The 13,478-nt window shown below is 69.9% G+C and carries 17 protein-coding genes; 1 reads left to right on the top strand and 16 read right to left on the bottom strand.

The features are described from left to right. The first annotated feature begins 109 nt into the window (after positions 1-109). The gene (locus OU415_RS08935) at positions 110-1,426 is read left to right on the top strand and encodes an MFS transporter (RefSeq protein ID WP_270948137.1); all 1,317 of its coding nucleotides are present in this window, start codon (positions 110-112) and stop codon (positions 1,424-1,426) included. Between the two features lie 52 nt (positions 1,427-1,478). Here OU415_RS08935 and OU415_RS08930 read toward each other — a convergent pair whose 3' ends face one another. The 16 genes from OU415_RS08930 to OU415_RS08855 all read right to left on the bottom strand — a co-directional run bounded on the left by OU415_RS08930 (position 1,479) and on the right by OU415_RS08855 (position 13,388). Continuing rightward, on the bottom strand, positions 1,479-2,021 hold the full coding sequence (locus OU415_RS08930) for an SMI1/KNR4 family protein (protein ID WP_270948136.1): 543 nt from the start codon (positions 2,019-2,021) through the stop codon (positions 1,479-1,481). A 58-nt stretch (positions 2,022-2,079) separates the two neighbouring features. Beyond that, positions 2,080-2,595: a hypothetical protein gene (locus OU415_RS08925; protein ID WP_270948135.1), complete on the bottom strand. Its 516-nt coding sequence runs from the start codon at positions 2,593-2,595 to the stop codon at positions 2,080-2,082. Continuing rightward, on the bottom strand, positions 2,588-3,088 hold the full coding sequence (locus tag OU415_RS08920; RefSeq protein WP_270948134.1) for a WXG100-like domain-containing protein: 501 nt from the start codon (positions 3,086-3,088) through the stop codon (positions 2,588-2,590). Before OU415_RS08920 ends, OU415_RS08925 begins: the two co-directional genes overlap by 8 nt. Then, positions 3,085-3,411, bottom strand: a complete 327-nt coding sequence (locus OU415_RS08915) for a PE domain-containing protein (RefSeq protein ID WP_270948133.1) — start codon at positions 3,409-3,411, stop codon at positions 3,085-3,087. The genes OU415_RS08920 and OU415_RS08915 overlap by 4 nt, the downstream gene beginning before the upstream one ends. Positions 3,412-3,425: 14 nt before the next feature. Further along, positions 3,426-4,259, bottom strand: coding sequence for a hypothetical protein (locus tag OU415_RS08910; protein WP_270948132.1), 834 nt, complete (start codon positions 4,257-4,259; stop codon positions 3,426-3,428). A gap of 242 nt (positions 4,260-4,501) precedes the next feature. After that, positions 4,502-5,353 carry a 2-dehydropantoate 2-reductase gene (locus tag OU415_RS08905; RefSeq protein WP_270948131.1) on the bottom strand — a complete coding sequence of 284 codons (852 nt, stop codon included), beginning with the start codon at positions 5,351-5,353 and terminating at the stop codon, positions 4,502-4,504. Further along, positions 5,350-6,054, bottom strand: a complete 705-nt coding sequence (locus OU415_RS08900; protein WP_270948130.1) for an ABC transporter ATP-binding protein — start codon at positions 6,052-6,054, stop codon at positions 5,350-5,352. The genes OU415_RS08905 and OU415_RS08900 overlap by 4 nt, the downstream gene beginning before the upstream one ends. Then, entirely contained in the window at positions 6,044-6,823 is a 780-nt protein-coding gene (locus OU415_RS08895; RefSeq protein ID WP_270948129.1) for an ABC transporter ATP-binding protein, read from the bottom strand. Before OU415_RS08895 ends, OU415_RS08900 begins: the two co-directional genes overlap by 11 nt. Then, positions 6,807-7,775, bottom strand: coding sequence for a branched-chain amino acid ABC transporter permease (locus OU415_RS08890; RefSeq protein WP_270948128.1), 969 nt, complete (start codon positions 7,773-7,775; stop codon positions 6,807-6,809). The genes OU415_RS08895 and OU415_RS08890 overlap by 17 nt, the downstream gene beginning before the upstream one ends. After that, positions 7,775-8,650: a branched-chain amino acid ABC transporter permease gene (locus OU415_RS08885; protein WP_270948127.1), complete on the bottom strand. Its 876-nt coding sequence runs from the start codon at positions 8,648-8,650 to the stop codon at positions 7,775-7,777. The genes OU415_RS08890 and OU415_RS08885 overlap by 1 nt, the downstream gene beginning before the upstream one ends. A 13-nt stretch (positions 8,651-8,663) precedes the next feature. Further along, the gene (locus OU415_RS08880) at positions 8,664-9,785 is read right to left on the bottom strand and encodes an ABC transporter substrate-binding protein (RefSeq protein ID WP_270948126.1); all 1,122 of its coding nucleotides are present in this window, start codon (positions 9,783-9,785) and stop codon (positions 8,664-8,666) included. Between the two features lie 139 nt (positions 9,786-9,924). Continuing rightward, on the bottom strand, positions 9,925-10,149 hold the full coding sequence (locus OU415_RS08875) for a 4Fe-4S dicluster domain-containing protein (protein ID WP_270948125.1): 225 nt from the start codon (positions 10,147-10,149) through the stop codon (positions 9,925-9,927). Then, on the bottom strand, positions 10,149-10,943 hold the full coding sequence (locus OU415_RS08870) for a GntR family transcriptional regulator (protein ID WP_270948124.1): 795 nt from the start codon (positions 10,941-10,943) through the stop codon (positions 10,149-10,151). The genes OU415_RS08875 and OU415_RS08870 overlap by 1 nt, the downstream gene beginning before the upstream one ends. Before the next feature lie 14 nt (positions 10,944-10,957). Then, positions 10,958-11,740 (bottom strand): thiamine pyrophosphate-dependent enzyme, encoded by a 783-nt coding sequence (locus tag OU415_RS08865; RefSeq protein WP_270948123.1) that lies wholly within the window; start codon positions 11,738-11,740, stop codon positions 10,958-10,960. Then, positions 11,740-12,840 carry a hypothetical protein gene (locus OU415_RS08860; protein WP_270948122.1) on the bottom strand — a complete coding sequence of 367 codons (1,101 nt, stop codon included), beginning with the start codon at positions 12,838-12,840 and terminating at the stop codon, positions 11,740-11,742. The genes OU415_RS08865 and OU415_RS08860 overlap by 1 nt, the downstream gene beginning before the upstream one ends. Continuing rightward, complete coding sequence (locus tag OU415_RS08855) at positions 12,837-13,388, bottom strand: 2-oxoacid:acceptor oxidoreductase family protein (protein WP_270948121.1); 552 nt, start codon at positions 13,386-13,388, stop codon at positions 12,837-12,839. The genes OU415_RS08860 and OU415_RS08855 overlap by 4 nt, the downstream gene beginning before the upstream one ends. Between the last annotated feature and the right edge of the window lie 90 nt (positions 13,389-13,478).

The following is a 13,478-nucleotide window of genomic DNA, read 5'->3' as shown; positions in this document are numbered from 1 at the left end:
ACGCTGCCGGAACATACTCCCTGCACACCTGGGCCGAGAACGGACCACGGATCGGGCACCGAGGGCCACACCGCCCAGCCGCGGCTCGACCGGCCACGAAGGAGTAGCCATGCCCACCACCGCCGCACCGCCGGCCGCGGTGCCGAGATCGCGAATCGCGGCCGCCACCTTCATCGGCACCGCGATCGAGTTCTACGACTTCTACATCTACGGGACCGCTGCCGCGCTCGTTCTCGGGCACCTGTTCTTCCCCACCTTCTCGGCCCTCGCCGGGACGCTGGCCGCGTTCGCCACGTTCGGCGTCGGGTTCGTGGCCCGCCCCGTGGGTGCGGTGGTGTTCGGCCACTTCGGCGACCGGATCGGCCGCAAGACGATGCTGATCGTCTCCCTGCTGACGATGGGAACGGGGACGGTCGCGATCGGCCTGCTGCCGACCTACGAGACGATCGGGATCGGTGCCCCGGTGCTGCTGGTGCTGTGCCGGTTCTTGCAGGGGTTCGGCCTCGGTGGTGAATGGGGCGGCGCGGTCCTGCTGGCGACCGAGTACGCCCCGGAGAACCGCCGCGGGCTGTGGTCCAGCTTCCCGCAGGTCGGGCCGGCGGTCGGGTTCGTCGTCGCCGGAACGGCGTTCCTGGTGCTCGGCGGCACGCTGTCGGACGCGGCGTTCGAATCGTGGGGCTGGCGGGTGCCGTTCCTGGCCAGCGCGCTGCTGCTCGTCGTCGGCTTCTACGTGCGGATGAAGATCGCCGAGACACCGGTGTTCGAGAAGGCCATGCGGGAGCACGAGAAGTCCAAGGCCCCGATCGTCGAGGTGATCAAGCGCCAGCCCCGCACCCTGGTGCTGTCCACCTGCTCGTTCATCCTCGCGCACACGCTGTTCTACACGATCACCACGTTCTCGCTCTCCTACGGCACTGAGGTGCTGGACCTCGACAAGAACATGCTGATCGTCTGCTCCATGATCGCCGCGGCGGTGATGGGCGTGGCCACCCCGGTCTTCGCCGTGCTCTCCGACCGGGTCGGTCGACGTCGGGTGTGCCTGGGCGCCGCCGGGTTGGCCGTCGTGTGGGCGTTCCCGCTGTTCGGGCTGATCAACACCGGGCACCCGCTGCTCATCGGCATCGGCATGTCGGTCGGGATGATCGCGTTCGCCGCGCTGTTCGCCCCGATGGGCGCTTTCCTGCCCGAACTGTTCGCGACGCGGTACCGGTACACCGGTTCCTCCGTCGCCTACAACGCCAGCAGCATCGTCGGCGGCGGCCTCAGCCCCATCCTGGCCACCCAGATGATCGCGTCGACCGGTTCGTCCCTGCCGATCTCGGCGTACCTCGTGCTGATCGCCCTGATCTGCGCCGTGTGCGTGTGGTTCATGCGCGAAACCCACACCGCCGACATGACCGGCGAACCCGTCGACAGCCGCCCGTAGCTACGGCGTTCACCGATCGGCGGGCGGGATCGGATCCCGCCGCCGGACTTCGTCACGAGTCGTCGGCTTCGAGCTCCGATTCGTACTCCTGGTACACCATGCGGTAGAACTCGAAGAAGTTCGGCATCGGATCGGTGTCCGCCCACGGCAGCCACAGCACGGTGTGCCCGCCTTCGTCGAGCTCGCTGCCCCGCCAGAACACGAACACCGAGGCGGTGTCCTCGCTGACCGTGAACGGGTAGATGTCGGCGCGGGGCGGCAGCACGTCCGGGTCGTCCACGCCCTCGTACAGGGCGTCCAGGACTTGGTTGGCCTTCGCCCAGTTGGGGCCCTGGCCCAAGTCCTCGGTGCTCAGCAGGCTCGACCCCAGGTAGAAGTCCGGCCAGCCGTTGCCGTAGGACAGGAACGACCGGTGCTGCGGGTCCAGCGGGTGGCCGAGGCGCTGTTCGGCGGCGGCGATCTGGTCCGGGGTCGCGGCCAGGTGCGGGACGGTGAAGGGGAACATGTCCTCGTCGATGTGGCTCACCTGCTCGCGCAGCTCGCCCATCTCAGCGATCAGATCCGGCCAGGGCGGCATTTCTGCCTCGGCGGGCATGGTGTGGTTCCCTCCTGGTTGCCGCGTTGCTGTCCAGCGCCAAGGCTCGCACAGCGGACTACTTGAGTCTAAATGTCGAGGGCTTGTAGCCGATCGGGTACCGGTTCTGCTGACCGGCGATCGAACTGTTCACCCGCGAGGTGTGGTCGCCCCACGCGTAGGGCTTGCCGTGGCCGAGCCAGGTCGCGTCGGGGATGTGCGCCGCCACCCCCTGGTACGGCTTGCCCGCCTTCTTCGCCCGCAACCGCTCCGCCCGGGCCTCGCGCTCAGCCGCCTTGCGCGCCCCCGACGAACCGGAGGCCACTCGACCGCTCTTGGAGAGCAGGCCCTTGCGGTTGGCCTCGTTGGCGCCCTTGACGTACTCGCGGAACTGCGCCTTCTCGGCCTGGGTCGCCCACTTCGGGACCTTGATGTCGACCGGACCGGACTTCGGACCGGGCTTCGGCGCCGGCTTGGGACCACCCGCGGCCGCGCTCCTGAGCCGCTTGCTCCTCCGCAGCTTGGCGGTCGCCGGCGACAGGATCCCGGCTGCGGCCTTGCCCGCGGCTTTCCCGCCTCCTCTGGTCCTAGCCATTGAGCACCGAATTGATCGCGAGGTCGAGCGCCTGGTCCAGCAGCATCTTGGTGATCTGCTTGAAGACCGGGATCTCCAGCAGCGAGGCGCCGAAGGTCGGCACCGCGGTGGCGATCGCCTGGGCGATCTGCACGGCGAGCATCGCCAGCTGGACCACCGCGGCGGTCTTCAACGCCACCACGACACCGGCGGCGACGTACATCCCCGTGCCGATCATCGTGGAAGCGGTGGCCCCGTCCTCGAGGTTCGTCTTCGGTGCTTCGCCGTCGCCCCAGAACGTGCCGAACGCGTCCACGGCCTCACCGGTGTTCTGGCCCTGGACCTGTTGCGCGTGGCTGTCCGCTTCGGCTGCGGCGGGTGAGAGCTTGTCCGCGAACCCCGACCACTGCCCGCCGAGGTCGTAGAGCTTGCCCTCGTCGCTGAGCGGCCAGTTGAAGCCGAGCGTGTTGAGCAGCCCGGAGAGTTCGGGCGGAAGCATGATCCCGCTGGTCATGTCATCCTCCCCATCAGCTGCTGGAACGCTTCCTGGTGGGCGACGTCGATCTGGCTGTACTCCTCGGCCATGGCTTGCAGCTCCTGGCCGATCTCGCCGAGCCCCTCGGCGTTGTCGTGGAAGCTCTCGAACGCCGCTTCAGAGGCGGCCTGGTAGATCGTGGCGATGGCCGACCCGAGGTCGTCATCACCGAAGCCACTGGTCAGGGACTCGGTCTGCGCCTGGAACGAGTCGATGTCGCTCCCCAGCGACTGCCCGATCTCGAGCAACTTCTTGGCCGATGCGCCGATGTCGTCCGGGAATACCTGAAAACCTTCTGCCACGGTGCGTTCCCCCATCACTCGGCGTTGCGCATGATCGAAGTCATGCTGTCCGTGTAGTTGCGGAGGTGCTGCATGCTCTGCGCCCTGACCGCGTCAGCTCGCTCCCCCAGCTTCCGCAGCGCCTCGACGTCCACTCCCCGGTTCGCGGTGGCAGCGCTGCGTTCCTCCCACTCGATCAGCGCGTCGTTCACCGCCTCGGACACGGCGCCACCCAGTTCTCCTGGTGGCATCTGCAGGGCGAAGCCGGTCAGCGCCAGCTCGGTCAGCTCGCCCTGGCTCACGACGGCCTCGACCTCTTCCGACTCGTCCCACCCCTCGCCGACGGCCGGTTCGGAGGGGCTGTCGGCGAGCGCGGACTGCATCGACCGCACGACTTCCAGCGCGTCCTCGTAGAGGAAGTCCACGTACTGCGGTGAGGCGTCGCCGCTGATCTGGACCTTGCCCGCGAGCTCGGCCATGTTCCGCTCCACCGCGCCCTGGATCCTGCGCAGTTCCTCAGCACCTCGGCGGGCGAATTCGGAGAGCTGGTCACCGAGCGACCCCAGATCCGGCGTCGGGTCCCCCACCTGCGGCGACTCGGCCAGCGATCGCGCCAGCGCCTGGTTAATCGCCTCGCGCAGCACCTCCGAAACCTCGCGCCGCGATCCCCCGATCAGCCGCGGGGCGATCTCCACCGTGACGAGCCGGCGGTCCCGCACGACCACGCGCACCGCCCCGTCGCCCGCCGTCGCGGCGAACTCCTGACCACCGGTGCGCGGTTCAGATGCCGAGGTGCCCTGCTCTCTGATCCGCTGCAGCCGCGCCCGCTGCTCGGCGAGAAGAGCTTCGTAGTCTTCACCGGATTTCACTTGTCCCCCAGAGAAACGACCCTCTCCCCTCCCACGCTATCGACGCCGTGACCGAGTTCAATGGACCAACTGGACGCCAGCACGGCACCTCACCGGCCGCACCGCTGCGTGCTCTCTTCGCCTCGCGCTCCCCCGCCGACCCACGGGGCACGAACGGCAGGAGGGTCGCTGCACGAGTCCACTATGGACAGACAGCCCGCCAATCCGTTTCTGTGGAGGTGATCGGCGGCTTCCCGCAGTCGTCACCGGGCTGCGGCCAGCAGGGGGACCAGGACGTCGCTGATCGGGGTGGGGATGCCGTGAGCCGCCCCGACACGGCTGATCACGCCGTTGCGGGCGTCCCACTCCAGTTCCCGGCCCGCGCACCGGTCGTAGAGGATCGACGTCCCGTTCTCGGGTGGCAGCGACAGGAGCACCTCCACCACGTGGTCGGCGAACCCGGCGGGCAGCCGAGCGCCCGCCGCGGTGGCGACCTCGACGCATTCGACCGCCAGATCCCGCGCCAGGGAACGCACCTCGGGCTCGTGGAACACCTCGGCCCGGCGACCGGTCAGCGCCTCCACCGCGACGACTGCGTTGAACACCAGTTTCCGCCACGCCGCCGTGGTGAAGTCCTCGACCGGCCGGATCCGCAGGAAGGAACCGTCGCAAACCCCGCCGAGCGCATCCCCTGCCGGTACCTCGATCGCTTGCTCGCCGGGCCGGACCAGGACCTCCCCCGCGATCTCTTCCGCGGTGCACCACACGATCCCGGGCACCACGCACTCGGCGGGCACTGCACCGGCCAGCCGCTCCGCGTGTTCGACGCCGTTCTGCAACACCAGCACTGGCGTCCGCTCGCTGCGCAGCCGTCGCAGCCACGGCACCGCTGCCCCGGTCTGATGGGCTTTCACCGCCAGCACGACGAGATCCACCGGCCCCACCTGATCCGGATCGGTCACCCACGGCGACCGCAGCCGGTGGCGGCTGCCGTCATCCAGGCGCACGGTCAGCCGCCGCTCCCGGCGGGCGCAGAGCACCAGGTCGTGCCCGGCGAGCTCCAGCGCCGCCGCCGTCACCGCGCCGATCGCGCCGACACCCACCACAGCGATCACGAACCGGCCCCGATCCCGAGCGAACGACGGTAGGCGTCCTCCAACGCCGCCCCGGTCTCCTCCGACACGATCTGCCCCCGAACCAGCACGTAGCCGCGGTCCACGATCCGCCGCTGCATCCCCAGCTCGGGTGCGGCGAGCAGGACCGCCACACCCGAACGGGCCAGCGCCACGGCGGTTTCGGCCAGCCGCTGCACGACGGCCGGAGCCAGTCCGGTCGCCATCTCGTCGAGCAGCAGCAGTTCCGGTTCCCCGAGCAACGCCCGCGACACCGCCAGCATCTGCTGCTCACCGCCGCTGAGCACCCCGGCCAGCCGGTCCGCCCGCTCCCGCAGCACCGGGAACCGGTCCAGCGCCGAATCCACCGCGCTGCGCGGCAACCGCAGGTGCTCGGCGAACACCCGCAGGTTGTCCACCACGCTGATGCGCGGGAACAGCTGGCGGCCCTGCGGCACCAGCGCGATCCCGGCCTGGGTGCGCTCCCGCGCCGGCATCGCCGCGACGTCGATGCCGCCGACCAGGATCCGCCCCTTCGCCGCGACCGCACCGCTGATCGCCAGCAGCAGGCTGCTCTTGCCCGCCCCGTTCGGCCCTACCAACGCCGTCACCGAACCGGCAGGCGCCGTCAGCGACACGCCCGCGACGGCCGTCGCACGTCCGTAGGAGACGTCGAGGTCCTCGACGACCAGATCAGCTGACATCGGAGAGCCCTTCCGCCCATTCACCGAAGTACGCGCGGCGCAGCTGCGGGCTCGCCAGGCAGTCAGCCGGATCACCGTCGAAAGCGACGGCACCGAGCTCCAGCAGCATCATCCGGTCCACCAGTGCCGACACCAAGTCGATGTTGTGGTCCACCAGCACAACGCCGTGTCCGCGCTGCCGCACCGCGCGGATCGCGTCGCTGATCCCGCTGATGCCGTGCGCGTCGGCCCCGGCGAAGGGTTCGTCCAGCAGCAGCACCAGCGGTTCCTGCCCCAACGCGCGACCGACCTCGACCAGCCGCTGCTCGCCCAAGGTCAGGTCACCGGCAGCCCGGTCCAGTCTGCCGATCCCCAGCTCCGCCGCCAGCCGCTCCACGGCCGCGTCGTCGGACGCCGACCGCGGGTGCAGCACACCTGTGGCGATCCCGCGAACCAGGTCCCACCAGCGGCCGTGCCGTGCGGCCAACCGGCCCAGCACCAGGTTGTCGCGCACCGACAGGTCGGGGGCCAGCTGCGGGTGCTGAAACGTTCGGGCCAGCCCCGCCCGGGCGCGGCTGGACGCCGGTCCGCGCAGCGGTGTCCCGTCCAGCAGGAGCGTTCCGGCGTCGGCGCGCTGCGCGCCGGAGATCAGGTCGACCAGCGTCGTCTTGCCCGCCCCGTTCGGCCCGACCAGGCCCAGCACCTCACCTCGGTCGACCCGGATCGACACCTCCGACAGCGCGCGCACGCCGCCGTAGTCCTTGCCCAGCCCACTACCGTCGAGCAGCACCGCTCCACCTCCGTTCCCGCACCAGGGCGAACCCCGCCCGCAAGTAACCGAGCAGGCCGCGCGGTGCGACGAGGATGATCACCAGCACGCCGAGCGCGACCATCAGCGTTCCGCTGGCCCCGAGCTGGTCGAGGTCCAGGGTCAGCCACGTCACCACGCCCGCACCGAGCAGCGAGCCCCACGGGCTGTGCCGGCCGCCGATCAACGGCATGAACACCGCCAGGAACACCACGCTCGTCCCGAACGTCTTCGGGTTGACCGCGCTGGCGAACGTGGTGAACAACGCCCCGCCCAGCGCGGCGATCGCTGCGCCGAGCCCGAGCGCGACCAGTTGCAGGGTGGGCACCCGGACCCCGGCGGCCTCCACCGCGATCGGGGTTTCCCGCATCGTCTGCACCAGCACGCCCCACGGCGAATGGCGCAGCCGGTCCAGCGCGAAGGTCAGCAGGCACACCAGCACCGCGGCCAGCAGCACCATGTGCTCCGGAGCGGGCTGCCAGCCGAAGAAGTCCAGGAACGGCAGGTTCAACAGGCCCGCGCTGCCGCCGGTGAGGCCTTCCGCCGTTGCCAGCCACTCGGCGAACGCTTCGGCGAACAGCAGCGTCACCGCGGCCAGGAAGAAGCTCGACAGGCGGCGGGTGGCCAGCCCGAGCCCGACCGCCACCAGGGCGGCGACGGGCGGGCCGACCAGCCAGCCCGCCCACACCGGCAGCGCCAGCTTGCTGCTGACGATCGCCACCCCGTAGGCGCCGATCGCGGCGTAGGCGCTGTAGGCCATCGACAGCGATCCGGCCAGCACGAACGGCACGTACATGCCCAAGGCGATCAGGCTGTAGGCGAGGCCGGTCAGAACCAGGCTCTGCCGGTAGCCGTCCGGCGCTGCCCACGCGACGAGCGCGCCCAGCGCAACCACCCCGCAGAGCAGTGCGGGCATCCCGATCCGAGTCGTCATCACACCCGCACCCTTCGCACGAAGATGCCCTCCGGCCGCAGCGAGAAGAACAGCATCGCCACTGCCACCAGCGCGTAGTAGAACGCCGCCCCGCCGAGGTAGAGCGGGATGAACACGTAGCCGATGCCCAGCAGCAGCCCGCCGAGCAGCGGCGCCCACACCGAACCCGAGCCGCCGATCACGAACGCCAGGAACCCGCTGAGCGTCCACTTGAGACCGTCGCCGACGCCGACACCGGACTTCGCCGCGAACAGCAAGCCCGCGACCCCGGCGATCAACCCGGCGGCCAGGAACACCAGGATCCGGGTCCGCTGCACCGGGAGGCCCAGCAGCCGAGCGACACCGGTGTCGTCGCCTATGCAGCGCATCAACCGCCCGCTGCGCGTCCGGCCGGTCCACAGCGCCACGGCCGCGAAGCACACCAGCGTGCCGCCCAGCAGCGGCAACGTCGCCGATCCGATGTGGACGGACCCTGCGGTGAAGGCGTCCAGCTGGATCACCTTCGGTGGCGGGAACGGATCGAAGCCGAACAGGGTGCCGGCCAGTTCCTGCAAGGTGAACAGCGTCGCGGCCACCGCCACCAAGGCGGGCAGGTCGCCACGACCGGCGCGCTGTTGCACCGGGCGGACCACCGCGACCTCGGTGAGCACTGCGACGGCCATCGTGGTGCCGACCGCGAGCAGTGCCGCCAGCCAGCCCGCGACACCGTGCGCCGTGGTCATCCAGCTCGCCGCAACACCGGCCAGCATCGCGTAACCGCCGATGGCGAAGTTGAACAGCCCCGCACCGAGGAACACCAGGTAGTAGGCCAGCGCCAGCAGGCCGAAGAACAGCCCTATCTCCAGGGCCGAAACCCACAGCTGCGGTTGCAGCATCGCACACCTCCGGTCAGCAGGACGGCTCGTAGCCGGGCCACGGCCCCGCCAGGCGGTTGTCGGCACCCCACGTGACGAACACCTGCCCGCACAGGCCGTCCGGCCCCAGGTGCTTGTCCGGCCCGAACGACAGGGTGAAGCCCGGGTAGCCGAAGCTGGCGGGATAGGCGTTGATCCGCTGCATGGCCGCGTTGATCGCCGGGCCGTCGTCGGCGCGGCCGGCGTTGTCGATGGCGGTGGCCAGCAGCTGCACCCCGTCGTAGGACTGGGCCCAGAACGACGACATCGTGAAGCCCTCCCCCAGCCGCGACCGGTAGAACTCGGTGACGTCCCGGGACCGCTCGTTGTGATCGGTGAGCGCGGACAACCCGATCACACCGTTCAATCCACCGGGCTGCACCCGCTGCCACGCCGAGGGGGTGGCCGCCAGCGTCGCGACGGTGAAGCGCGGGACGTCCGGTAGCTGGGTGGCGAAGGCGTTGTGCACCAGGACTTCCACGTTGATCGACTGCGAGGCCACCAGCACCGCATCCGGTTGGAAGTCCTTGGTCCGCGAGGCGATCGCGCTGGCGTCCGGGGAGTCGATGGGCACCGTCTCCACGTGCTGCTGCACGCACGGCATCGCTGCCAGCAGGGTCTTGTTGTACTTCACCTGGGACGGCGAATTGTCCTGCACGACCGCGAGTTTGCGGTACCCGTGCCGCTGGAACGCCTCGCAGTACATCCGCCCCCAGTCCGACGACGGTTGCGCCAGCTCGTAGAGGTAGGTGTTGTTCGGCGGTTCCACGACAGCGGTGGTGGTGCCCACCGACATGATCACCGGCACGCCCATCCGCTCGATGATCGGCTTCGCTTGCAGCACCCCGGAGGAGCTGGTCAGCACGATCAGCGCCGAAGCACCGCGGCTGACCTGCTTCTGCAGCACGGTCGCGGTCTTGGTCGGGTCGCTCTCGTCGTTGCCCTCCACGTAGGCCAGCGGCCTGCCCCGCACCCCGCCCTCGCTGTTGATCTTGTCGATGGCGAGCTTGGTGGCGTTGCAGGCCGGGACCGCGTAGGAGGCGCCCGGCCCGGAGGTGTCGCAGACCAGCCCGATGATGATCGGTTCGGTGCGGAACGCCGCGCCCGCGCTGGTCAACTGGACTGCACTGCCACAACTGGTGATCAATAAGAGGGCGCAGCACGCCGCCCACAGCCGGAACCGTCCCACTGCGGTACCTCCACGCTGAGGTTGGGAACATCGGGGACTTGTCGCGCCCCGAGCAGCGTTCGAGCGGCTAGCGCTCGTTCTCGAACCGGTAGACCTCGAAGACCGCGTCCGGGCACACCAGTGCGCACGCGGTGCACCCGGTGCAGCCCTCGTGCAGCACCGGGTAGCGGTAACCGGTGGTGTTGACCTGCTCCGACATCGCCAGCACGTTCGGAGGGCAGGCCGTGATGCACAGTTCGCAGCCCTTGCACCGCTCGGTGTCGATGACCAGCGTTCCCCGACTCGCACCCATCACGTGCCGCCCTTCCCGCGCTTGCCCTTGCCGCGCTTGCCGTCCAGGACGGCCAACGCCTGCAACAGCTCGTCCGGCCCGGTCTCGTCGTCCGGTTCGTCACCGATCACCCCGCGGCTGCGCAGGGTTTCCACCGCGTATTCGCCGAGCAGCTTGATGTGCTCGACCGCCGAAGCGGCCGACGCGTCCGCGTCGCCCCTCCGGATCGCCTCGTACTCCTGGTGGACCAAGCGCCGCTCGATGTCCACCGACCGGGCCATCGACAACCGGGAGGCGACCGGCACGAGCCCGCCGAAACCGCGCAGCGTCGCGCGCAGGCGCGGACCGGCGGACGCGACGTTGATGATCCGCCGGAACTCCCGCTCGCATTCCTCGAACTCGCGGTACTCGGTGGCCTCGTCCACCGCTGCCACGGCACGCTCCAACTCCGCCAACACCTCCGGGTCGCCGCTGCGCGCCACGCGGCTGCTGGTCAGCGCGCTGAGCAGGGCGTAGAGCTCGAAGCCCTCCCGGATCGTCCCCGCGTCGAACCGCGCCACGAAAACGCCTCGGTGGTAAGGGATTTCGACCAATCCGTCGCGTTCCAAGGCCACCAGCGCCTCGCGCACCGGCACCCGGCTCACGCCGAGTTCCCGGGAGATCGCGTCGAGGTCGACCCGGTCACCGGCCTTGAGCTCACCGCTGAACAGCATGTCCAGGATGGACTCGGCCACCGCGTCGCTGGTCTTGACCCGCACCAGCCTCGACCGCGCCTCGGCCGCGGTGATCCGGCCGGGCTCCTTGCCCGTGGGCATCTTCCACTCCCCTTTCAGCTCGACCTGCGCGGACGCAGCTCGCCGAGCGGATACGTCTGCTCCATCGACTCGGCGAGGTAGTCCGGGCCCTGCGGCGCGGTGACGAACCACCCCGTCGGGCACATGGTCAGCACTTCGACCAGTCCGAACCCCTCGCCGGCGAGCTGGCTCTCGAATGCGTTGCGGATCATCCGCTTGGTGCGCGCCACCCCGCCGGCCGTGCCCACGGCGCCGCGCGCGACGTACCCGACCCCGTCCAGCTGCGCGACGATGTCGGCGATGGGGATCGGATATCCGTGCTGGTCGGCTTCGCGGCCGTCCAGACTGGTCTTGGTGCGCTGCCCGAGCACGGTGGTGGTGGTCTGCTGGCCACCGGTGTCACCGAAAACTCCGTTGTTGAGCAGGATGCAGGTGACGTTCTCAGCGCGGGCCGCGGCGTGGATGACCTCCTGCAGCCCCTCGTTGACCATGTCGCCGTCGCCTTGCAGCGTGAACACCGCGGTGTCCGGGCGCATCCGCTTGATCCCGGTCGCGCAGGCAGGCGCCCGCCCGTGCAGGCATTGCAGCACGTCGACGTCCATGATGCGCACGAAACTGCCGTAGCAGCCGTGACCGACCACGCCGATCGTGCGGTCCACCAGGCCGAGTTCCTGCAGCGTTTCCAGCAGGACCCGCAGCACGACCGGTTCCCCGCAGCCCGGGCACAGCGAATGTTCGCCGAGCTGCAACGGCGGCCGGAACTCCGCCACCTTGCGACTGGCGGTTTCCGGTGGCCGGTCGGTGGAGACGATGTCCATCAGCGCACCCCTTCCGATTCGTCGGGTCGCATCGCGTCGAGCACCCGTTGCCGGATCACCGGAGCGTCGAGCAGCGGCCCGTAGCTCAACCCCGACTCGTGGATGCTGACCCCGCCGATCGCCCGCACCGCGCCGCGGTCGTGCACGTGCTGGCGCACGTCGTCGACCATCTGCCCGGCGTTGAGCTCGAACACCAGCACTCGGCGGCACCCGCGGCTGGCCTCGGCCAAGGCCGCACCGGGGAACGGCCACAACGTGATGGGCCGGAAGGAGCCGATCCGATGGCCTTCGGCGCGCAGTTCCGCCACGACGTGGTCGGTGAACTTCGCCGCCGAACCGAACGCGACCACCAGCGTGTCGCAATCCTCGGTGTGGTCGGCTTCCCAGCGCTGTTCGGCCGCGGCGATGCGCTCGAACTTCTCCGCGATCGCCCGCCAGTGCCCGTCCGGTCCCGGGCCCGGATCGGTTGCCTTGCCCATCGCCCAGGTCCAGATCTGCCGGGACCGCCCGGTGCCGCCCATGGTGCCGTCCAGCGCCCAGTCCTTGACCGGCTCCGGTTCGCTCGGCGGGTCGATCCGCACCCCGACCCGGGTCTGCGCCAGCAGCGGGTCGCCGTAGAGGATCACCGGAGCGCGGTAGGTGTCGGCGAGCTGGAACAGCAGCTGGGTGTGCTCGACGGCCTCCGGGATGTCCTTGGGCGCCAAGGTGATCGTCCGGTAGTCACCCCACCCGCCGCCGCGGGTGCACTGGAAGTAGTCCTGCTGGTTGCGGGCCATGTTGAACACGACCACCGGCGTCTCGTTCAACGCCATCTCGGCGATCGCCTCCTGCATCAGCGCGATGCCCTGGCCGCACGATCCGGTCGCCGCCCTCGCCCCGGTCGCCGCCGCACCGAGGGCCATATTCACGCCCTCGATCTCGCTCTCGGCGTTGATGCACACCCCGCCCGCAGCGGGCAGCAGCCGCGTCATGTTCTCCAGCAGCGAGGTGAACGGGGAAATCGGGTATCCGGCGAAGAACCGGCAGCCCGCGGCGATCGCGGCCTCGGCGATCGCGGCGCTTCCTTCCAGCAGTTCGAGCGGCTTCGTCGGTGCGCTCACACCACCACCTCGCTCACGGCTTCGGCGCCCGCGGCCAGCGCGGTCGCATTGGATCCGGCGTGCTCCCGGCGGTACGGCGGCAGCAGCTCGGTCATCGCCGCCACCAGCGCTTCCTGCGAAACCAGCCCGGTCACGTTGTTGAACGCTCCGAGCAGCACGAACCCGGCAGCCTGCGGCGCCCCCAGCTCGACGGCCAGCGCGGTCGCCGCGACCGGCACCACCCGGTGCTGGTCGCCCGCGGTTTCCGGATCCACAATGGACGAATTGAGCAGCAGCAACCCGCCCGGGCGCAAGCGTTCCGGCACAGCGCCGCTGAACTTGTGGTTGGCCACGATCGCCGACGCCGCGGACGGCAAGATCGGCAGCGCGCGCAACGGTGCATCACCGATCACGACGGTCGACTGCGACGGACCGCCGCGCATCTCCCCGCCGTACTCCGCAGCGAGCATCGCGTGCCTGCCCTCCCGGGTCGCGGCCAGTGCCAGGGTCTTGCCGATCAGCTGGATGCCCTGCCCGCCGATGCCCATGAGCAGTACCTCGAACTCCACTGCACCACCTCCAGAGGAAGCGCTTGCTTGGTTTTTGATTTTTAATCTAAAGTCCGGTCCGGGTCAACGGTTCGACCTCGAGGAGGCGCA

This window comes from Saccharopolyspora oryzae (genome assembly GCF_027853915.1).
GTDB lineage: Bacteria > Actinomycetota > Actinomycetes > Mycobacteriales > Pseudonocardiaceae > Saccharopolyspora > Saccharopolyspora oryzae.
This window is presented reverse-complemented; position numbering and strand designations above follow the sequence as displayed.

Coding starts and splice junctions, on each gene's coding strand:
- OU415_RS08935 (WP_270948137.1), top strand. CDS start 110: ATGCCCACCACCGCCGCACCGCCGGCCGCGGTGCCGAGATCGCGAATC.
- OU415_RS08885 (WP_270948127.1), bottom strand. CDS start 8,650: ATGCTGCAACCGCAGCTGTGGGTTTCGGCCCTGGAGATAGGGCTGTTC.
- OU415_RS08930 (WP_270948136.1), bottom strand. CDS start 2,021: ATGCCCGCCGAGGCAGAAATGCCGCCCTGGCCGGATCTGATCGCTGAG.
- OU415_RS08865 (WP_270948123.1), bottom strand. CDS start 11,740: ATGGACATCGTCTCCACCGACCGGCCACCGGAAACCGCCAGTCGCAAG.
- OU415_RS08920 (WP_270948134.1), bottom strand. CDS start 3,088: ATGACCAGCGGGATCATGCTTCCGCCCGAACTCTCCGGGCTGCTCAAC.
- OU415_RS08925 (WP_270948135.1), bottom strand. CDS start 2,595: ATGGCTAGGACCAGAGGAGGCGGGAAAGCCGCGGGCAAGGCCGCAGCC.
- OU415_RS08900 (WP_270948130.1), bottom strand. CDS start 6,054: ATGTCAGCTGATCTGGTCGTCGAGGACCTCGACGTCTCCTACGGACGT.
- OU415_RS08870 (WP_270948124.1), bottom strand. CDS start 10,943: ATGCCCACGGGCAAGGAGCCCGGCCGGATCACCGCGGCCGAGGCGCGG.
- OU415_RS08890 (WP_270948128.1), bottom strand. CDS start 7,775: ATGACGACTCGGATCGGGATGCCCGCACTGCTCTGCGGGGTGGTTGCG.
- OU415_RS08875 (WP_270948125.1), bottom strand. CDS start 10,149: ATGGGTGCGAGTCGGGGAACGCTGGTCATCGACACCGAGCGGTGCAAG.